Genomic DNA, 22,907 nt, shown 5'->3' with positions numbered 1-22,907 from the left:
TAAAATCATTCTGCCTTCAAAAGAGGCAGGATGATTTTTTTATGCATTATAAACAAACAAGCAATATGAAAAAGGCTATAAATACAAAACCATTGCAAAAAAGATTAGCTTTTAAAATGAAGCTAAATCCAGGTCAAAAAGCTATTTATAAAAAACGCCACGATGAACTATGGCCTGACCTTAAAAAACTATTAAAGGATAGTGGCATAAGTGAGTACTCCATTTTTTTAGATGAAGAAACAAGTATCTTATTCGCATTTCAAAAAGTGTCAGGTAAAGGAGGTTCACAAGATCTAGCCAACAACGATATCGTAAAAAAATGGTGGGATTTTATGGCGGATATCATGGAGGTAAACCCCGATAACTCACCTGTTTCTATACCTTTAGAAGAGGTATTTCACATGGCTTAAACATATAAACTATTAACAAAAGCTAGCCGTATAGTGCAGGATACTTTTTTTATCTAAAAAAGAGAACTTTGTTTGCTTTATTGTTTCTGAATTTAGGATTTAAGTCAAAAAATTATAGCTATGAAAAAAAAGTACTTAGAATTATTACGAGTAAAACACGTCTGTTTTTTATTTGCCCTGTGTTTTGTTCAACTTCACTATGCACAAGTAGTTTTAGAAAGTGAAATTAAAATCACTGATTTTGGTTTGCATTTTGATGGCACTCAAGTGTCAAGTAATGCAGCAAATACTGGTGAAAATGCACCTTATGATTATTTTTTTGGTAGAAATATTTCAGCCCATGGCGACTGTATAGCAACTTACAATGAATATGTTTTTATGACGTGGTACAAAGGGGGTAAAGCAGAGCGCAATGTGATGCTCACACGTTACAATACCATTACAGGAACCATGGCAACTATCGAGTTCCCGCATAGGCATACTGGTTATCAAAACAAATGGTGGATAGGCGAATCACACAACACAATTGCCGTAGGTGTAAGCCCATTAAATGGAACTATCCATTTATTGTATGATATGCATTCCTACAGCAATACAAGACCTTCTGATGGTAGTTTGAGTGATGATTATTTTAGGTATTCCTTTTCTGTAGCAAATGCTGCAGCACTCCCTGATGTTGACTTCACGCTGGATAAGTTTGTGCAAAATTCTACTGGAGGATATAAGCACTTAAGTCTTAACGGTGGAGAAGATTATAATAATTTTTCGGCCTTAACTTACCCCAAATTTTTCTTGAACTCTTCTGGAGATTTATTTATGTACATGCGAGAAGGTGGCAATAATAATGGTGCCTATAAATTTTCTAAATATGAAGCCAGTACGTCCATATGGTCTAGTTTTACACACTTTAATGTTTTAAATGCCAAGAATCAATCAGGGATAACTTATAATTGGGGGCTTTATGGAGATATTAAATACGTTAATGGAAAAATGCGTATTGGTTTTCAGAAAAGATCTTCCAACAATAGCGATAAGTACGAATATCAAAACGGGGTGTATTACGCTTACTCCGATGATCAAAACGGATTTACAGGCTGGAAGAACCATCAGGGACAAGGATTTAGTTTACCCTTATATGATGCCGAATTTATAAAAGTGATGGAACCAGGAGATTATGTTCAAGGTACAGATGTAAATTCGATAAATATTGTTCAAGATTTTGATTGGACGGTTACTGAAAATGAGGATGTTCACATTATAAGTAGGGTAAAAGACAATCAATTTAACGTTACCAAGTATTTGCATACTTATAAACCTGCGGGCGCACCAGATTTTATTACTTCAGAAGATTTTGCTGGAGCAGAAGCTATCTATACTGCCGGAGATGATGTATTTATTATTGGATTAGTAAATGGAAGAGTCAAAGTTCAAAAAACTGAAGGAGGCACCAATAATTTTACAACAGTATATCAGGCTACTTCTGGAAGAACTTTTGACCACGGTCAGGTATATATAGATAATGGTAAATTGTATTATTATTTGATGGAAAATGGCTCTGGTAATGCCCTGCCTCTGTATCTTCAAGTGATCGATTTAGGCATCATTTTAGATCCGTTTAGAGTGTCCTTGTCCTCACCATTTGATGGTGAAACTTATAATGTTGGTGATACAGTATCAATTTCTGCCGATGCCGTAGATGAAAATGGCAGTATCTCTAAAGTTGAGTTTTTGGTTAATGGATCCTATTTTGGTGAAGATAGTACAGAGCCTTATTCGGTAGATTGGACGCCTACTTCGGAAGGAGCCTACACCATTCAGGCGGTAGCATATAATGTCAGCAACGAAACCGTAAATTCAACGGAAATAACAGTTAATGCTACAATTTTTGATCCAAACGATTTAACAGGGGAGGTGTATAGATTGAAAAATGTGGCTACTGGAAAATATTTAAAATCATCAACAACAAACACTGATGTATATGAGAGCGATTATGTTCAAGGTGATAATGCTTTAAACTGGACGTTTGTAAATACTACTTTTGAAGGTACCGAATATTATAATATTGACAGTGAAGTAAGAGGGATATTAAGAGGTGCAGGATCAGGCGCGGGTAATGCCATATTTAGCACCACTAAAGTCTCTCCATCAAACGATGTTGATAAAATATGGACTGCCTACTATACTGCCACTGACCAAACATTTAGGTTTGGGGTTAAAGATAGTAATTCATACCTATATCATCAAGATGACGGACAGTTTTATAACCTACCTGCTGATATTACCGATGCCCGTAGTAAATGGAAAGTGGAATTAGCCAGTAGCGCACCGCTTAGCATTGACGATAAGGAGTTAGCATCCTATGCTGTAAAAGTATATCCAAACCCTGCTAACGGGAATTTTAATATTGTACTAGATGGTTTTTATAAAGCTGAAATTGTTATTAACGATATGTTAGGTAAAGTAATTTATAAAAACACTATGTACTCCAATAGAATGGAAGTGCAAAACAACAATCGTTTTAAATCAGGAATATACCTTATAAAAGTAGTTGATGAATATCAACGCGTGTATCATAAAAAACTTGTAATTCGCTGATGTAAAGCAAAAAATTATAAATAAAGGTCAGGAGTAATGCAACTTCTGGCCTTTTTTTCTGGACAGTACAGGATAGTTTTATCTAAAAAAAGCAACATATTGTTGTTTAAATTTTTATAATCTAATAATCATATAGAAATGAACTTTACCATGGGATTTAAAAACAATTTTTATTTGTTTGTAAGTGTTTTTGCAGGCATTTTGTATTTTTCTTGTAATGATGAATTAATTGAACAACCTAAATCTTTAAAAGTTTCCGAAGGTTTTGTAAATCCAATAGGATTTTATGACAGTATACCTACCTTTTCATGGCAATTACCTGTTTCTGAAAACATTATTAGTCAATCGGCGTATCGAATTGTAGTCGCTAGTAGTCCAGAAATGTTGTCTCATAATGCCGACTTATGGGATACTCAAAAACAAATTTCAGGGCAATCTGCATGGGTAAAATATGAAGGAGAAGCTTTAAAATCGCGTCAAAAAGTTTTTTGGCAAGTTAAATATTATAATCAAAATGATGAGGCCTCAAATTGGAGTGCAGTTCAAAACTTCGAATTGGGTTTATTGAATAATAGCGATTGGCAGGCGCAATGGATAGGTTTGCCTACAAAAGAAGAAGGTGTTTTAGGTAGTCAAGACAACATTATCCACAGACCACAATATTTAAGAAAAGGTTTTGAGTTATCTAACGATGTGGCTTCAGCAAGATTATACATAACGGCAAAAGGCGTTTTTGATGTCGCCATAAATGGAGAAGATCTTAGTGACGATGTAATGCCTCCAGGATGGACACCGTACCAAAAAAGAATCGAAACATTAACTTATGACGTTACTGATCTCATAGAATCAGGACAAAACACAATTGGAGTAGAGTTGGCTGCTGGATGGCATTCAGGTAGGTTAGGATGGCAAAAATCCTACTGGAATAATACAGAGTCTCCTAAACTTTTATTACAATTAGAAATAACAATGAAAGATGGTTCGAAAGAAGTGATTATATCTGATGAAACATGGAAAGGAACCACAAAAGGTCCTATAAGATTTGCAGATATCTATGATGGAGAAATCTATGATGCTAATTTTGAAATGCCCAATTGGACAACTAATAACTTTGATGATAAAAACTGGACGAAAGTTGATGTAACATCAATGGATGACAATGTTAAGTTAGAACCAAAAAGACATAGTACAGTCAAGGCGAAAATTACTTTAGAAACTAAAGAAATTATTAAAAAGAATGAAGCAATAATTTTCGATTTAAAACAAAATATGGTGGGCGTTCCTTTCATAAAAGTGCCAATAATAAAAGGCGATACGCTAAAAGTTAGGTTTGCAGAAATGTTATCCCCAGACGGTTCGTTTTACACTAAAAACTACCGTTCGGCACAGTCTACAGATTATTATATTGCCTCAAAAGATGGAATGATAGAATACACTCCAAAATTTACATTTCACGGTTTTCGATATGTGGAGTTAAGTGGCTTTGATACTTCAAAAGAGCCTTCAAAAGACTGGGTAACTGGGATTGTACAATATTCGGATTTTGATGAAAATGGTACGTTTACATCTTCACATGAAAAATTAAATCAGTTACAAAGTAATATTGTTTGGGGTTTAAGAGGAAACTTTTTCGATATCCCAACTGATTGTCCGCAACGTGATGAACGAATGGGGTGGACAGGCGATGCTCAAGTTTTTGGACCAACATCGCTTTTTAATGCCGATGTGCATAAATTTTGGGCAAGTTGGTTGCAAAGTGTACGCGAGTCTCAATACGAAAATGGAGGTATCCCGTTTGTGGTGCCAGATGTTTTAAATAACGGTAAAGTAAGTTCAGGTTGGGGAGATGTATGTACGATTATTCCTTGGAAAATATATTATAGAACAGGCGATATAAGCATTTTGGAAGAGAATTATGAGATGATGAAAAAATGGGTACGGCACCATCAAGAAACTTCCAAAAACTATATTTCGTACATGAATTCTTTTGCAGATTGGTTACAACCTTATCCAGCAAACGGTGATAATAAGGGAGATACGTCCCACGCATTAATAGGAACTGCCTTTTTTGCGCATTCAGCAAAACTTACAGCAAAAACTGCTAAAGTATTAGGCAAAACAGAAGAATTTGAAAAGTATAACGCTTTATATAAAACGGTTGCAAATGCATTCGAAAAAGAGTTTTTTAATAATGGAGAAGTTAAAGAGGTTACTGCTACCCAAACCTCATATTTACTGGCTTTAGCATTCGGTTTATTATCTGAAGAAAATAGGGAAAATGCCAAAAAGCACTTGCTAGAAAAAATAGCTGACGTAGATAATCATTTACGTACAGGTTTTTTAGGAACACCTCTATTATCTGAAGTTTTAGATGCTACGGGAGAAATAGATTTAATGTATAAGTTGTTATTTAATGAAACATATCCTTCTTGGTTCTATTCTATTAATCAAGGTGCTACCACCATTTGGGAACGTTGGAATAGTTATAGCAAAGCAGAAGGTTTCAATCCTCAAAGAATGAACAGTTTAAACCATTATGCTTATGGCGCTATTGGCGAATGGATATACGAGCGTGTTGCAGGAATTGCACCTTTAGAAGTGGGATATAAAACCATTAGAATAGCACCAGTTCCAGGTGGACCATTAACAAACGCATCAGCAACATTAAACACGCCTTATGGAAAAGTGTCTTCTTCTTGGGAAATTAAAGGCAACTCATTTTTCTTAGACGTTACTGTTCCTCCAAATACTTCAGCCATAATTGAAATTCCAGCAAATACTTCAGAACAATTCTTTGTTAATGGTAAGGCATTTAAAGAAAATGAGAACCTAAAGCTAAAGGAAAAAGGAAAAGCTTTTTATAAGCTATTTGCTCAACCTGGGTCATATAAATTTCAAACCATAATTAAATAAAGCAATAATAGTAAATGAGAAATAGCATAATTATCATACTAGTAATATTTAGTTTTTTATATGGTAACGCTCAACAATTAAAGGCAAACAGCCCTATAGGACAGCCGAATGTGTTAGTGTTTTATGTTGATGACTTAAGAGTAGAATTAGGTTGTTACGGAAGTGAAACAGCAATTACACCAAATATTGATAAGCTAGCAAATGAAGGTGTTTTGTTTAATAAGGCTTACGCTCAACAAGCTATTTGTGCACCATCCCGAATGAGTGTAATGACAGGATTGCGCCCAGAAACGCTTGGTATTTATAGCATATTCACACCGCTGCGTAAAGTGCATAAAGATGTGGTTACTATGCCACAACTTTTTAAAGAAAACGGATACAAAACGATAAGTTTAGGTAAAGTTTACCACCATTCATTTGATGATAAAGAAAGCTGGACAACCCAATTTGAAAAAGATAATAATAGCTATTTAAAACCAGAAAACATGGCGTTACTGGAAAGACTTAAAAAAGAAGGCAATAAAAATCTTAATGGTCCTGCTTTTGAAGATGCCGATGTAGAAGATGAAGCGTATAAAGATGGTCGTGTTGCAAAAAATGCTATCGAAACCTTGCATAAAGTTAAGGATGATAAATTTTTAATGTTTGTAGGTTTAAGCAAACCACACCTGCCTTTTAACGCGCCTAAAAAATACTGGGATTTGTATGATAAAAATAAGTTTGCAATCCCTTCCAGGGAAAAACCACAAGACGCGTATCGATTGGCATTAACCAATTGGGGTGAACTAAAAGGCTATCATGGCATTCCTCAAGAAGGCGATTTAGATGATGATTTAACACGTACTTTAATCCATGGTTATCACGCTTCTGTTAGTTATATAGATGCGCAAGTTGGAAAAGTAATGAAGACTTTGGAGGATTTAGATTTACGCAAAAATACCATCATTGTTTTTATGAGCGACCATGGTTATAAAATCGGCGAGTATGGAGCTTGGTGTAAACATTCTAATGTAGAGATTGATGTTCGCGTACCTTTAATAATAAGTAGGGAAACGAGTCATAAAGGAAGAAAGGCGGGTGTTACCTCTGATGCTTTGGTAGAAAACGTGGATATATTTTCAACATTGGTAGAGATTTGTGGTTTAGACGGTCCACCTTCCGATGGGAAAAGTCTAGTGCCCGTAATTGATAACCCCAATATGGCTTGGGATGCTGTTGCTACAAGTGTATATCCTAGAGGAACTAACATTATGGGTTGTACCGCCACAGATGGCCAATGGCGTTACACCGAATGGCGAGATGCTAAAACACATGAGGTGTTAGCGGCAGAATTATACGAACATAAAAACAGCCTGTTGTCATTTGAAAACGTTTCTGGAAATCCAGAATACAAAAAGGAAGAAGCCCATATGAAAAAACTATTAGAATCGCAGTTTCCTAGAAATACCAAGCCTTTTTTACAAAATGACGAACCAAGAAAAAATTGAACTGATTAATTATGCTGAATAAAACATATCACTTTCATTTTAAAATAGTAAAAAGTATTGCTTTTTTGTTGATTTCTGTATCCTGTTTTTCACAACGAATTTCAACGAATTTCAACAATAATTGGCGCTTTATATTAGATGATAAAGCAGCATATTCCAATGAAATTTTTAATGATAATTCATGGGATAACTTAAACATTCCACACGATTGGTCTTTTGAAAAAGGCGTTCGAAAAGGTGGCGACCAAGGTCAGGGTGGTGGCTATCATGATGGTGGTATTGGCTGGTATCGAAAATCGTTCAACGTAAATAAAAATAGTCTTTCAAAAACAACCTATATCAATTTTGATGGCGTTTATATGAATAGCGAAGTTTGGGTAAATGGCCAGTATTTAGGTAAACGACCTTATGGTTATATTAGCTTTCGTTACGATATTTCAAAATTTTTAAAAGAAGGTACAAATACGATAGCAGTTCGGGTTGATAATAGTTTAGAACCTTCTGCACGTTGGTACCATCCGTGTGGCATTTATGCGCCCGTTAGCTTGATTGAAGTAAGCAAATCGCATATTGCGCCCAATGGAGTGTTTATCACAACGCCAGAATTTGACGCGTCCCAAGCTACTGTAAAAGTCAATGTTGATTATGTAAATATTTCTGAAAATCTGGAATGTAAAGTCAGTGTATTATCTCCTGAAGGAAAGGTTTTAAAAACAACCTCTCAAAACATAAACGAAACTAAAAGTATCATAAGTCTTCAAGTAGAAAAACCCAAATTATGGAGTCCAGAAACACCTGTGTTGTACCAATTACGCACTCAAATTATAAAAAATAAGCAGGTATTAGACGAAGTAGAAACCACCTTTGGTTTTAGAACCGTAGCATGGAAAACCGAAACAGGCTTTTGGTTGAATGGCGAAAATGTAAAATTAAAGGGCGTTTGTGAACATTGGGAAGGCGGCCCTGTTGGAGGCGCATGGACAAAACCTATGTTACGTTGGAAATTGCAATTGTTAAAAGATATGGGTATCAATGCCATTCGTCCGTCGCACAATCCAACACCACCTATGTTTTATGATATCTGTGATGAAATTGGGTTGTTGGTGATGGATGAAATTTTTGATGGTTGGCACAAAAAAGCACCCGAAGATTACGGAAAACAAGCTTTTGATGCTTGGTGGCAACGCGATATGCAAGAATGGATTACCAGAGACCGCAACCATCCAAGTGTTTTTGTTTGGAGTTTGGGTAATGAAACACACAGCGACATTGCACCCGAATTGGTAAAATTTGGTAAAAGTTTAGACCCAACACGATTATTTTCTTCAGGGGCAGGAAATCCTGATGATATGGAAATTACAGGCATTAATGGCGGTTCAGAAACCCAATCGTTTTTAGAATCGGCTCGTTTTGACAAGCCTTTTGTTTCAACCGAAGCACCACATACTTGGCAAACAAGGGGTTATTACAGAACTCATACTTGGTGGCGCGATAACGAATTACAGGGTACTTATGAATTACCCAATTTAACCGAAAAAGAAATCTTTTTTTATGAAGGTTTAGATCCTAAAAAATGGAACAATAGAAAACAGCGTTTTAATTCATCGTATGATAATGCCACGGTAAGAATTTCAGCTAGAAAAAATTGGGAAGTGATGCGCGATACGCCTTGGCATAGCGGGCATTTTCGTTGGACAGGTTTCGATTATTATGGCGAAGCCAGATTGGTTCACGGCGGACTTCCATTTAACTTGTTTATGGGTGGTGCGCTAGATGTGGCGGGTTTTGAAAAAGATTTGTACTACTTCTATCAAAGTCAATGGACTAATGAACCCATGGTTCACATCTTACCACATTGGACGCATCCTCGAATGAAAAAAGGAACCGTTATTCCGGTGTGGGTCTATTCAAATGCCGATGAAGTAGAATTGTTTTTAAACGGAAAATCCTTAGGGAAAGACAAACCCGGTACCGTTTGGAACGAGATGCAATGCGAATGGATGGTGCCTTACGAAGAAGGGAAATTAGAGGCCGTAGCATATAAAAACGGAATAGAAGTAAAACGAACTGCTATGGTAACTAGCAAAGCACCTTCACAATTAAAAAATAGTCTTACAAAGTTGGATGCTGAAGATGCGTTTAGTGCCAGTTACATTTTAACTTCTGAAGCCTTGGATGCCAACAACTCGCCTTATCCTTATGGAGAGAACAGAGTCTATTATGCTATTAATGGTGATGTGGAAAAAGTTTCTATGGAAAACGGAAATCCAATCGATTCAATCAGTCGCACAAAATCTGATTTTAGAACCTTGTTTTTTGGAAAAGGGCGCCTATTCTTGAGAGATAAGGACAATGCCAAAAAAGCATCGGTTATCACAGCTTCTATTATTGGAGACAAAGCCTTATTTCTTTCGAATAAAATTACTATTGATGTACAAGAAGTAGCTGTAATTGGGAAAACTTCACAATCAAATTTCGAAATATTATACACAACTAATGGTGCAGATCCTTTAAAAGAAGGTGTAATTTATACGAAACCTTTCGAAGTAAAAGACCATACCACAATCAAAGCCATAGTAAAACACAATGGGAAATTGGTATTGAACATGGAAGAAACTTTTGGTCCTAGCGAAGGTCTTTTTTGGGGCGATGAACATTCAGCAGATATGTGGAAAGGCCGCGGGGTTAACATTTCCGCAGAAGATGCTATTCTTGAAGGTGGAGCAATAACAAGTGTGGATGCATATCGGTATAAAGGCACTGGTTTTGTAAAATTTGATGGTAAAGAAGGTGCTATAACATTCTTTCAAGAAAATGATGGTGAAGGAGGCGATTATAGTATACGGTTTAGATATATGCATAATAATAAGGGGGAATTGCACCCAATGAAATTATATGTAAATGATGAGTTTGTGACAATACTCGAATTTCCATCAACAGGAGGTTGGGAAAAGGAATGGAAATTCGTGCCTACAATAATAAGACTTAAAGCAGGAGCAAATAATATTAAGATAGAGACCACTGGTAAAAGTGGTTCTTTTATTGATGAAATGTTTGTGGATTAATTAATAAGAAATAGAATTAGTTGATATGATTACCATAGTTATTACAATAGGCGTTTTACTAGTAATAAATATTTTGTTAATAATGTTTAGTTGTAACAAAGATTAACCGATATCATTTAGAAGTGTTAAGGAACTGTATAAAAACCAGAATAGACTTTGAATAAACCACCGAATAAAAAAATGAGTAAATTATTAAAATATATAGTAGGTTTATACCTTATCACTATTTCAACTTTTGCTCAAAATCAAGCAGTGGTTAAAAATACGTTGGAATCTGGTTTCAATACACCACCAAACGAAGCCAAAGCAAGAACTTGGTGGCATTGGATTAGTGGAAACGTTACTAGGACTGGAATTACCAAAGATTTAGAAGCCATGAAACAAGTGGGCATTCAAGAGGCGCAATTGTTTAATGTCGATTTAGGTTTTCCGGCTGGCCCAGTAGAATATTTAAGTGAAGAATGGTTGGATTTATTTTACTTCTCTGCGCAGGAAGCGGAGCGTTTAGGTTTAGAGCTTACATTCCATAACACAGCCGGTTGGTCCTCGTCTGGAGGGCCTTGGATAAGCCCTGAATATGCGATGCAAACCGTTGTGTTTAGCGAAACCATAGTTGAAGGTGGTAAAACTATTAAAAAACAGTTGCCACAACCCGAATCCAAATTAAACTATTACAAAGATATCGCAGTTGTGGCGTTCCCCAAACCAAAGCAAATGGTAAAAGTTGACGATTTAGATTTTAAAAGTTTATCTGGTCGTATTCGTAATCATTTATTGCCAGATACAAAAAATATTCCTTCTGAAGCCGTCCTTCATAAACATGAAATTATTGACATCACATCAAATTTAAATGAAGAAGGACTACTTGAATGGAAAGCACCCAAAGGCGAATGGGTGATTCTTAGATTAGGTCATACCCCAACAGGTAAAAAAAATCATCCTTCACCGGAAGGTGGCCATGGATTGGAAGTGGATAAAATGAGTACAAAAGCTGTGGATGTATATTGGGAAGGTGGTATTCAACCCATTCTTAACAAGTTAGGTGATTTAGTCGGTACTACGGTTAATAATTGTTTAATAGATAGTTATGAAGTTGGAACAGCCAATTGGACAACAGGATTTGACACTGAATTTGAAAAATTAAGAGACTACAGTTTGTTCCCATATTTGCCAACTTTAGCGGGTTATTATGTGGAAAGTGGTGAAGTTTCAGAGCGATTCCTTTGGGATTTCCGTAGAACCATAGGCGATTTAATGGCAAAAAACTATTATGCTCATTTTAGGGATTTATGCCATAAAAACGGCTTAAAATTTTCAGTTGAACCCTATTGGGGCCCTTTTGATAATATGCAAGTAGGGGCTACAGGCGATATTGTTATGTGTGAGTTTTGGAGCGGTGGTTATCCGTTTTTCGATTCGCCTAAATTTGTGTCTTCTATCGCGCATTTAAATGGAAGTTCCATCGTAGGGGCCGAATCCTTTACGGGTATTGGCGGTTGGGATGAGCATCCTGCGCAACTTAAATCTATTGGCGATAGAGCATGGGCCGAAGGCATTACCCGATTTATTTTTCACACCTACGTGCACCAACCGTGGGATGTGGCTCCAGGTTTAGCTTTGAGCTATCATGGTACCGATTTTAATCGCCTCAATACGTGGTGGGGTCAAGGAAAAACTTTTATGGATTACATCGCACGTTCGCAGTTTATGCTTCAGCAAGGTAAGAACGTTGCCGATGTGTTGGTGTTTACTGGCGAGTCTTCACCCAATACCGCTTTTTTGTTGCCCGAAATAAAACATTTAGGATATGATTACGATTTAATTGGGTCGAATAAATTGTCAGATTTATTTGTGAAAAATGGAAAAATATGTACCCCTGTGGGCGGACAATACGAAGTGTTAATGTTACCGGAATCGGATTGGATAAAACCAGAAACACTTATTAAAATTGAAGAATTGGTAAAAGGAGGGGCTAAAGTAATTGGCGCCAAACCTAAAAAGTCGCCGAGTTTAAAACATTATCCATCTTGTGATGAGGACGTGAAAAGAATGAGTGATTCCCTTTGGAATAAAGGCTTGGTGAAGGATGTTTCGATAGTTGATTATTTAAAGGATAAAGGTATGACTGCTGATTTTAAAATTGAAAGTGAAGATGTTTCCGATATCAGCTTTATCCACAGAAAAAGCGACGAAGCCGATATTTATTTCATCGCTAATGCCAGAAAAGAAAGTCGTCAAATAAAAGTTCGTTTTAGAGTATCCGATAAGCAACCTGAAATATGGCAAGCAGAAACGGGTACTATTAAAATGCCTGCCGTTTGGGAAAATTATGCAGATGGCACCACAAGTTTACCGCTGCAATTAGGCATGGAAGAAGCCATTTTTGTAGTTTTTAAAAGGACTACCAAAGAACAAACTCAGTTGGTTTCTGCTCTAATATCGGTGGAAAACCCAAAACCAGAGCCGCTCTCAAATTTAAAAATTATTAAAGCAGAGTATGGAACTTTCCTTCAAGAAGGTTTGGTCGATATTACAGATAAAGTTGCTGCCGAGGTAAAAGATAATCAATTGTATTTTCAAGCCAGTCGACATTTTTGCGATTGCGACCCAGCCATGGGCTATGTAAAGGAATTTAGAATGGAATACCAAATTGGCGAAGAGATAAAGACACTATCTGTACAGGAAAAAGAGTTTATAAATATTAATGCAGGCGACAAAAAGTTAACAGTGTTAAAAGCGGTTTTTGGAAAATTTAAACCAGAAACCAAAGGAGTACCTAAACATTATCCCGTTCATGATGTTACCGAAAAAATCAAACAGGAAATAGCATCAGGTAATTTCGTGATTTCAGTAAACAATCAATTGATAGGAGGAAAGACTCCTGAAGGCGATAACACCACGATAAAAATAACATTTACCACCGATGGTGAAGCACAAACACTTTTTGTTCCCAATGGGAGACTGTTAAATCTTTCAAAAGATACTAGCAAACCAGAAATTGTTTTAAACGATGGAGAAGCACAGTGGGTAACCCCATATCCTGGAGAGCTTACTTATAAAAATGCATCGGGAAAAATTATGACAACCACATTCAAATCTATGCCTCAACCTATCTTGCTTTCGGGAGCTTGGGATGTAAAATTTCCGTCAGATTTAGTTGCGCAAAATAAAGTCACGTTTAATAAATTAAGTTCTTGGACAACAGTTGAAAATGAGGGTATTCGGCATTTTTCAGGAACAGCGAGCTATCATAAAACCTTTCAGTTATCCAAAAAACTATTGAAGTCTGATAACAAATTAGAACTCGATTTAGGTAGCGTAGCTGTTATCGCTGTTGTGATAATAAATGGAAAACATGTGGGTACGCTCTGGAAATCCCCTTTTAGATTGGATATTACAAAATATGTGAAATCTGGTAAAAACACCCTTGAAGTAAAAGTAACCAACCTATGGCCAAACAGATTAATAGGTGACGAACAATTGCCATTGGATTTTGAACGTACGGGCGATAAAATAAATAATCTACCTGAATGGTTGGTAAATAATACCAAGCGACCAAGCGAAAGAACTACGTTCACATCATGGAAACATTGGAACGAAGATGATGAACTCAAAACTTCCGGACTTTTGGGGCCTGTAAAGATTCAATTTTATAAAAATATCAAACTTTAAAAATGGAATTGAATAAATACTTTTTAAAAATATTTTTGATTTGTTTTTGTTTTTTAGGATGTGCATCAAAAACCAGAGATGCCAAAGCAACCTCAGAAGAAAATGAAATGGTTGACTATTTTGCCAATAATGGCTTTGGAAATGCGGTGGCAATTGTGCAACATCCATCTGGTATTTACCACAAAGGCATTACTTATGTGGCTTACCAAGGTGCTTTAGAAGACCCTTATGTAGCTTCATATAATCATAAAACTAAAGAATGGAAAGGCCCATTTAAAGCGGGTGTTAGTACAATGGGTAAAGACCCAAACCGTAAAAGACGGATAGACAATCACGGTAAGCCGGCCATTCTTATTGATGATGCTGACTATATTCATATTGCTTTTGGAGGTCATGGTGGGACACCTTTAGATGGTAATAATCCTTTGGGCAATCACCATTATGGTAAAAACTTGCATGCAGTTTCTAAAAAACCTTTAGATATTTCTGAATGGGAAACACTCGATAATATTTCAGTATTTGGCACCTACAGTCAGTTTGTAAAAATGGATAATGGCGATATGTATTTATTTTATCGTCACGGAGCACATAGAAGTAATTGGGTGTATCAAAAATCAACCGACAATGGTGTTACTTTTGGTGAGCCTATTTCATTTTTAAAACACAAACGCAGAACAGATATATTGGCTGAAGATTCTTGGTATCCTTGGATAAGCAAAGGTAATGGAGACGATATTATTGTAGCGTTCGATTACCATATCTGTAGAGACAACAAAAACGCTCAAGACGCTCGAGGTCACATACCAGAAAGACACAATGTGTATTATATGGTGTTTAATACCAAAACAAAAGTGTGGAAAAATGTTAAAAATGAACCGTTAGAAATGCCTTTAACCAAGGAATTGGCAGACGAAAAAACCTTGGTAAGCCAAATAGCTGATGATTGGACATTTCAAGCTATAGCAGATGTAAGTCCAAATGGGAATCCGCATGTTGGTGTTATGGTTGGTCCAGACGTAGGAGCAAACAGAAGTGGCCCTAAACGCTTACAGCATTTTAGTTGGAATGGGGAAGAATGGTTAAAAAGTGATACTTCTAATCTACCTAAAGGTGATGCAGATGTTGAGGTAAAATCTGATACTGAAGTAAGTTTATATTTAGAAAGTCAAACTCAAGAAGATGTAGGAGAAATAAGCCGATGGGATAGTTTTGATGGCGGAAAAACGTTTAAAAAGAACAACGTTTTTTTGAGTCGAAAAAATTCTGGATTTGTCATTTCCTCACTCATTGATATTCCGCACCCAGATGCTAGAATGATTGTGGGCGAAAAAGAAGAAGGCTCTGATTTTAGAAAAATGTATCTTTTGGGAGATAATGGTGCAGTGATGCGTAATAAAAATGAAGCACAGGTGCTAAAACATGAAGAATGATATCGAATAATAAATTATAAATCAAATAAATTAAGAGCAATGAAGAAATTAAACAAAATAAGCTATTTAATAATGCTTATAGCTATTTGCTTTTCTTGTGGAAATAAATCAAATAAAGCTCAAGCTAAAATAGAAGATGATAAGGTAGTAGAACCGCAACCAAATATTGTATTCATATTATCTGATGATCAGTCATGGACCGATTATGGTTTTATGGGAGATAAAAATATTGAAACCCCACGGTTAGACCAGTTTGCTTCAGAAAGTTTAACCTTTACCAGAGGCTATGTGCCAACTTCCTTATGCTCGCCTTCATTAGCAACCATCATTACAGGGCTGTACCCCAAAGACCATAAAGTTTTAGGGAATGATAGAGTGCTTCCCGGCGATAAAAGAGAAAATAAAAAGGAGTGGAGGGCAAAAAATTACGAGTCTGTTATCGAACATTTTAAGGGTTTAAAGACCTTACCAGACATGTTAAGAGATAAAGGCTATTTATCCTTCCAAACAGGAAAATGGTGGATAGGAAATCATGAAAATGGCGGTTTTGATTATGGAATGACACATGGAGACCCCAAACGTGGTGGTCGCCACGGCGATTATGGGTTGGAAATTGGCCGAAAAGGTATGGATACCTTATCAAGCTATGTAGATTTAGCAATTAAAGAAAAAAAACCATTCTTTTTATGGTATGCGCCGTTTTTACCACATGCACCTCATAATCCGCCACAACGTTTGTTGAATAAATATTTGCCCAAAGCACCAACAGAACATGTAGCTAAATATTGGGCGATGTGTGAATGGTTTGATGAAACCTGCGGTGAGTTATTTGATATTATTGAAGAAAGAGGTCAAACAGAAAACACTTTATTTGTTTACGTATGCGACAATGGGTGGGTACAAAATTTAAACGACTCCAGTTACGATAAAATATCAAAACGATCACCTTACGATTTAGGGATGCGCACACCAATTATGTACAAATGGATAGGACAAATAAAACCCAAAATGGATACAACAACCGTGGTAAGCAGTATCGATATGTTACCGACAGTTTTAGATGTTTTAGATATCGATAAACCTAAAAACTTGCCAGGAATAAGTGTTTTAAATGAAATTGCTTTAGAGGGTCGTGATGCTATTTTCGGTGAGATTTATGCGCACGATTTTGATACTGTAGAATCTAGCATGTTTTACAATATCGTCATTGCACCACCTTATAAGTTGATTGTCCCAGACCCAGTTAGAAAGGCGGAAGAAAACATCCAATTATTCAACATAGATAAAGACCCTTTTGAGGAAAACAATATTGCAGAAAGCAACCTTAAAATAGTTGAAAAATTGAAGGAAAAAATCAATGCATTCAGAGCAGAGTAGCAAATAAGAATTATGAAATATATTCTTTTCATAATATTAGTGCCATTTATTTTTTCATGTAAAAATGGAAAAACGGTTGATTATATAGAAGATGCAACTAAACCCAATATCTTATTTATTGCAGTTGATGATTTAAACAATTGGATAACACCCATTGATGGGTTTTCAAACGCAAAAACACCTAATTTTGATAGATTAGCTGCTATGGGCGTAACGTTTACAAATGCCCATGTGCAAGCACCTTTATGTGGACCATCTAGAGCTTCTATAATGTCGGGATTGCGCCCTTCAACAACAGGAATCTATGGAATGACGCCCGATAATAAAATTCGTAGAGAAGACAACCCTGCTACCAAAGACATTACATTTTTACCAGAGTATTTTAAGGAAAATGGGTATCATACAATGGGTATTGGCAAACTGTTTCATATTCATGTACCAGAAGGTATGTTTGATGAGTCTGGAGGTCGAGTAATAGGCTTTGGGCCTTATCCGGAAAAACGTTTTGTTTGGGATGGTTTTGGAAAAGGGGTAAAAGAAAAACATGGAAGAACAAGCACTGACTGGGGCCCTTTTCCCGAAGACGTTTCCTTAATGCCCGATCACCAATCGGTGAATTGGGTGGTTGAGCGCTTAAATAGAGATTATGATAAACCATTTTTTATGGGACTTGGATTTTTACGAGTTCACGTACCGTTGTATGTACCGCAAAAATGGTTTGATATGCATCCGTTGGATAGCATACAAACACCACCGTATTTAGCTGATGATTTAAATGATATTCCGTCTGTCGGTAAGCAAATAAACGATTTGCCTATGATGCCTTCTACAGAATGGGCGATAGAAAATGGCGAGTGGAAAAAAATAGTTCAAGCGTATTTGGCTTGCATGAGTTTTGTAGATTACGAATTAGGGCGCGTGTTGGATGCCTTGGAAAATAGTAAGTATGCCAATAATACGATCATAGTTTTATGGTCAGACCATGGATATCGTTTAGGAGAAAAAGGCACATTTGCCAAACATGCCCTTTGGGAAACAGCCACCAAAGCACCTTTAATGTTTGCTGGCCCAAATTTGCCAAAAGGTAAAAAAATAGATACGCCCGTTGAAATGTTGTCCATTTACCCAACACTTTTGGAATTAAGTGGATTGCCTGCTTATATCCGAAATGAAGGGAATAGTTTAGTTGGAATGATGCAAAATAATGAAGGTGTAAAAAATGCCCTTGCCATAACTACTTTTGGAATGAATAATCATGCCGTTAAAGTTGATGGCTACAGATACATTCAATATGAAGATGGTACAGAAGAATTTTACGACCATACCTCAGACCCGAATGAATGGTATAACGAAGCCCATAACCCTAAGTATAAAGAAAAAATAAAGGAGCTGAAAGAATACTTGCCAAAAGTAAACTCAAAATGGGATTCAGAATCAAACTATACCTTTCAACCTTATTTTGTAGAGCAGAAAGCTCGTGTAAACGGCGAAGCTGTCAAGGCTGTAAAAATAATTGGTGCTGAAAGATAAATTTATGTTTCAGAAAAAAAATATAATAAAATGAAATCCATATGAAGATATTTTCAAAAATTGCAATATTCAGTTTGTTAATGACCCCTTTTTTAGCTTGCTCTCAATTAAAAAAAGAAGAAAAGCCAAAGCCCAATATCATTTTCTATTTGGCAGACGACCAAGATGTATATGATTATGGCTGCTACGGCAATGAAAAGGTAAAAACACCAGCAGTTGACCGTTTAGCAAAAGAAGGTATGTTGTTTCAAAATGCATTTACAGGTCAAGCTATTTGTGCTCCAAGCAGGTCGCAATTACTTACGGGGAAATACCCATTGAAAAATGGCTGTTTTGCAAATCATACAAGTGTAAAACCTGATATCCAAAGCATGGTACGGCATATGCAAAAGTTAGGTTATGAAGTGGTACTTGCTGGCAAAAGTCATGTGAATCCTTCAAAAGTATTTCCATGGGATAAAGAATGGCATGCAGTAGAAAAAGAAGATGGCCCTCGACCTTATATTCCATTAGACAGTATTGAAAATTATTTTAAAACCGCCAAAAAACCATTTGTGATGCTAATAGCGTCGTATTATCCACATGCTGAATATTTTAAAGTTGATAACCCTAAAGCAGAGGACATAAAGACCTATCCATTCAATTCAGTTAAAAAAGGTGACACGGTTTTCATTAAAAGTAAAGCAGGTTACTACAGAAGTATTGAGGAAGATAACAAACAATTAGAAGACGTATTAAATTTAATTGATTTGCATTTAGATACGCATAACACCCTGTTTATTTACAGTGCCGATCATGGAGTTTCTGGAAAGTTTGATGTTAAAGATGTTAGTTTAAAAGTACCATTTGTGGTACGCTGGCCAAAAATAATAAAACCGGATACTAAATCGAGTCAATTAATTCATTACACCGATGTGCTTCCCACTTTTATGGATATTGCCGGCGGACATACCACAGATGATATGGATGGTGAAAGTTTTTTGCCATTGCTTAAAGGAAAGGATATTCCAATTCATGATTATGTTTATGGTGTTAGAACCAATCAAAACATCTTGAATTCAGAAATATTTCCTTCAAGGATGATTCGCGACAATCGCTATAAGTATATTAGAAATTTTAATTCACTGGAAGTTGTTGAAAATAATTTAACAGGTAAACCTAATGTCGATTATTTTATAAAACGGGGAGCAAATGCATTTAAGGACGAACCTTTCGAGGAATTATACGATTTGCAAAACGACCCTTTTGAACAACATAATTTAGCTAAAAACCCAGAGTATAAAACTATAAAAGAAAAATTAGCTGAAGATATGTTTATCTGGATGAAAGATCAAGGCGATATTTTAAATGAAGATCAGGGTAACATGCCCATTATCACTCCAAAAGGGAATAAAGGATTTAAGTTAGATCAAGACACACCAAGACGAAAAATCCCAGATTCGATAAAAAATACATTAAAAAAGGGCGATTATATTGTAATTGAACATTGGTAAAACGTATTAAAATGAATAAATTCTTCACATGCGCATTTGGTTTGTCCTTCATTTTTATGTCATGTAAAAATGAAAAAGATAAAACTACAGACTCACTAGAACAAAAACCAATGAACATATTGTTTATTGCAGTTGACGATTTGCGTCCTGAACTCAACTTTTATGGTGCTAATCATATTCAATCACCCAATCTCGATAAATTGGCTGGAGAGAGTTTAATTTTTAATCGAGCGTATTGCAACATCCCAGTTTGCGGTGCTTCAAGGGCAAGTCTATTAACGGGAATGCGACCCACAAGACATCGTTTTATAGATTATAGTACCAGGGCCGATGTGGATGTTCCTGATGCCATTTCTTTACCAAGACTTTTAAAACAAAACGGTTATACCACAATTGCTGATGGTAAAATTTATCATAATGTGGAGGATGATGCTTCTTCTTGGAATTCTATTTGGTTTCCAGAAGGGAATATTCGAAATTATCAATTAGAAAAAAATATAAAAGAGAATGGTAATGCTAATTTGGCGGTTGCAGGTGCTACTGCTTTTGAAATGGCAGAGGTTAATGATACTGCATACTTTGATGGTAAAATAGCGCAAAAAGGAATAGCAGATTTACAAAAGCTAAAAAACAAAAACACACCTTTCTTTTTAGCTATTGGATTTATGAAACCGCATTTACCATTCAATGCCCCCAAAAAATATTGGGATTTGTACGACAGATCTAAAATTGAGCTTCCTAAAAGTTATCTGCAGCCCGAAAGCACACCTAAACAAGCTTTTCATAATTTTGGCGAGTTAAGAAATTATGGGAATATCCCTAAAAAAGGCGATATACCTGACGAATTATCTAAAGAGCTCATTCATGGTTACTACGCCTGTGTGAGTTATGTAGATGCGCAAATTGGTTTGGTTTTAGAGGAATTAAATCGATTAGAACTAGAGGACGATACCATAGTTGTTTTATGGGGCGACCACGGTTGGAATTTAGGCGACCATCAGTTATGGTGTAAGCATTCCACTTTTGAAACGGCTTTGAGAACGCCATTAATAATAAAAGTACCAGGAAAAACAAATGGAGAAATAACAAATGTAGTTACTGAATATATTGATATTTACCCAAGTATAGCAGAACTTGTAGGCGTTGAAGCTCCAAAAGCCCTTGAAGGCCAAAGTTTTGTGCCTCTTTTAAATGGTGAAACAATAGAAAAAGACTGGGCGGTTAGTAAATTCAAAGATGCGGTAACCTTAATTAAAGGTAATTTATTTTACACAGAATGGACAGACGATAATGGGGTGGCCTATGCTCGTATGTTGTTTGATCATAAAACTGACCCGTTGGAACTTGATAATTTAGCTGAAAAACCTGATTATAAAAATACCGTAGAAGCACTTTCAAAAGAACTTCGTGTAAAATGGGGTAAGGATTTTTTAAAATAAAAGTTTAAGCCATGAAAATTTTCACAAATCCAAATTACAAATTACTTACAGTGTTTTTATTCCTTTTTTTAGGAACAACAAGTTGCCAGAATAAAACAAATAAAGTAGACCAAAAAGAAACCCAACCTAACATTATTTATATATATGTAGACCAAATGAGCGCTAATATGATGAGTTGCGCTGGTAATACCTATTTAAAAACACCTGCATTGGATTATATTGCCAATAACGGCATTCGTTTTACAAGAGCCTATACTACAAATCCTGTATGTTCGCCGGCAAGAGTCAGTATGATGACAGGGCGCTTTCCAAGTTATTTTAAGGATGACAAAGGGAAAGAAGTTCGGGAAAATATGGCGTCAATGAAAATCCCCATAGTTTCTCAAGAGGTTACAAACACGACAATAGCATCTTACCTAAAAAAAGCAAATTATGAGTTGTACTTTGGTGGTAAAGAACATTTACCAGAGTCATTAACACCTAAAGCACTTGGTTTTAATAATTTTAGTGATGATGAAAGAAGCGAGTTGGTAAATAAAGCGGCAGATATCATTAAAGAAAAGCATGAAAAGCCTTATTTTATGGTGGTTTCATTAATAAATCCACATGATATTTGCTATATGGCTTTGCGAAAAAAAGCTACCAGCGAAAATGATTCCATACTTCTAAAGCGAGCAAAAGTAGAACTTGCAACTTTAGACGAAGCCATGCAAATTCCTGAAGGTGTTAGTGAAGAAGATTTTTATATGAATTATTGTCCACCGTTACCAAAAAATTTTGAACCTCAAATTGATGAACCTTTAGCGGTTAAGGCATTAATAAATGCCAGACCCTTTCGTAAAAACGCCAGAGAGCATTTCACAGAAAATGATTGGAAGCATCATAGATATGCCTACCACCGTTTGACCGAGGTCATGGACAACGAAGTACAGGTGCTTTTGGATGCCTTAAAATCAAGCGGTCAGGAAGAAAATACACTTGTAATCTTTTCAAGCGATCATGGCGATATGAGTGCGAGTCATCGCATGGAGCACAAATCAACATTATATGAAGAATCTGCAAACATTCCGTTTATGGCGATGTGGAAAGGCCATATTCCGGCAGGTCGAGTTAACGAAGTGGATTTGATTTCTAATGGACTGGACTTACTTCCTACAGTGTGCGATTATGCCAATATAGATGGAGTTTCAGATGTGCGAGGGAAAAGCTTAAAACCGCTTTTTGAAGGCGAAGATGTAGAATGGCGAGAAACGCTTGGAGTTGAAAGTGAAATCGGTAAAATGGTTGTTGATAAAAATGGTTTAAAATATATGCGCTACGATTTAGAAGGCGTGGAAGAACAGTTGTTAAACTTGAAGCTAGACCCTTTTGAGATGACACATTTTACGACTGACCCTAAATTTAAAGATGATTTAGAACGACTGCGGAATATATACAACACAGCATGGTTTAAGTGATTAAACTATATCCAGACTATAATATGACATTTAAACTTT

The 22,907-nt window shown here is 36.1% G+C and carries 12 protein-coding genes; all 12 read left to right on the top strand.

Features of this window, described 5'->3' with window-relative positions; translation table 11 throughout:
• Nucleotides 1-65 precede the first annotated feature (65 nt).
• The 12 genes from rhaM (at nucleotide 66) to ACFO5O_RS07955 (ending at nucleotide 22,868) form a co-directional block, all read left to right on the top strand.
• A complete protein-coding gene (gene rhaM, locus ACFO5O_RS08010) occupies nucleotides 66-410 on the top strand; it encodes an L-rhamnose mutarotase (RefSeq protein WP_387962623.1) in 345 nt (114 codons plus the stop codon).
• 120 nt (nucleotides 411-530) lie between these two features.
• On the top strand, nucleotides 531-3,005 hold the full coding sequence (locus ACFO5O_RS08005; protein WP_387962621.1) for a T9SS type A sorting domain-containing protein: 2,475 nt from the start codon (nucleotides 531-533) through the stop codon (nucleotides 3,003-3,005).
• Nucleotides 3,006-3,143: 138 nt separating this feature from the next.
• Complete coding sequence (locus tag ACFO5O_RS08000) at nucleotides 3,144-5,918, top strand: family 78 glycoside hydrolase catalytic domain (protein ID WP_387962619.1); 2,775 nt, start codon at nucleotides 3,144-3,146, stop codon at nucleotides 5,916-5,918.
• 14 nt (nucleotides 5,919-5,932) lie between these two features.
• A complete protein-coding gene (locus ACFO5O_RS07995) occupies nucleotides 5,933-7,405 on the top strand; it encodes a sulfatase (protein ID WP_387962618.1) in 1,473 nt (490 codons plus the stop codon).
• A gap of 11 nt (nucleotides 7,406-7,416) precedes the next feature.
• On the top strand, nucleotides 7,417-10,470 hold the full coding sequence (locus ACFO5O_RS07990; RefSeq protein ID WP_387962617.1) for a glycoside hydrolase family 2 TIM barrel-domain containing protein: 3,054 nt from the start codon (nucleotides 7,417-7,419) through the stop codon (nucleotides 10,468-10,470).
• 180 nt (nucleotides 10,471-10,650) lie between these two features.
• Entirely contained in the window at nucleotides 10,651-14,142 is a 3,492-nt protein-coding gene (locus tag ACFO5O_RS07985; protein WP_387962615.1) for a glycosyl hydrolase, read from the top strand.
• Nucleotides 14,143-14,144: 2 nt separating this feature from the next.
• Nucleotides 14,145-15,572 carry a BNR-4 repeat-containing protein gene (locus ACFO5O_RS07980; protein WP_387962614.1) on the top strand — a complete coding sequence of 476 codons (1,428 nt, stop codon included), beginning with the start codon at nucleotides 14,145-14,147 and terminating at the stop codon, nucleotides 15,570-15,572.
• Nucleotides 15,573-15,611: 39 nt separating this feature from the next.
• On the top strand, nucleotides 15,612-16,949 hold the full coding sequence (locus tag ACFO5O_RS07975) for a sulfatase-like hydrolase/transferase (RefSeq protein ID WP_387962612.1): 1,338 nt from the start codon (nucleotides 15,612-15,614) through the stop codon (nucleotides 16,947-16,949).
• A 12-nt stretch (nucleotides 16,950-16,961) separates the two neighbouring features.
• Entirely contained in the window at nucleotides 16,962-18,479 is a 1,518-nt protein-coding gene (locus ACFO5O_RS07970; protein ID WP_387962610.1) for a sulfatase, read from the top strand.
• A gap of 41 nt (nucleotides 18,480-18,520) precedes the next feature.
• Complete coding sequence (locus ACFO5O_RS07965; RefSeq protein WP_387962608.1) at nucleotides 18,521-19,972, top strand: sulfatase family protein; 1,452 nt, start codon at nucleotides 18,521-18,523, stop codon at nucleotides 19,970-19,972.
• An 11-nt stretch (nucleotides 19,973-19,983) separates the two neighbouring features.
• Entirely contained in the window at nucleotides 19,984-21,411 is a 1,428-nt protein-coding gene (locus ACFO5O_RS07960) for a sulfatase (RefSeq protein ID WP_387962606.1), read from the top strand.
• A gap of 11 nt (nucleotides 21,412-21,422) precedes the next feature.
• A complete protein-coding gene (locus ACFO5O_RS07955; RefSeq protein WP_387962604.1) occupies nucleotides 21,423-22,868 on the top strand; it encodes a sulfatase family protein in 1,446 nt (481 codons plus the stop codon).
• Nucleotides 22,869-22,907 lie beyond the last annotated feature (39 nt).

It is taken from the genome of Geojedonia litorea, assembly GCF_042654525.1.
Classification (GTDB): domain Bacteria; phylum Bacteroidota; class Bacteroidia; order Flavobacteriales; family Flavobacteriaceae; genus Geojedonia; species Geojedonia litorea.
This window is presented reverse-complemented; position numbering and strand designations above follow the sequence as displayed.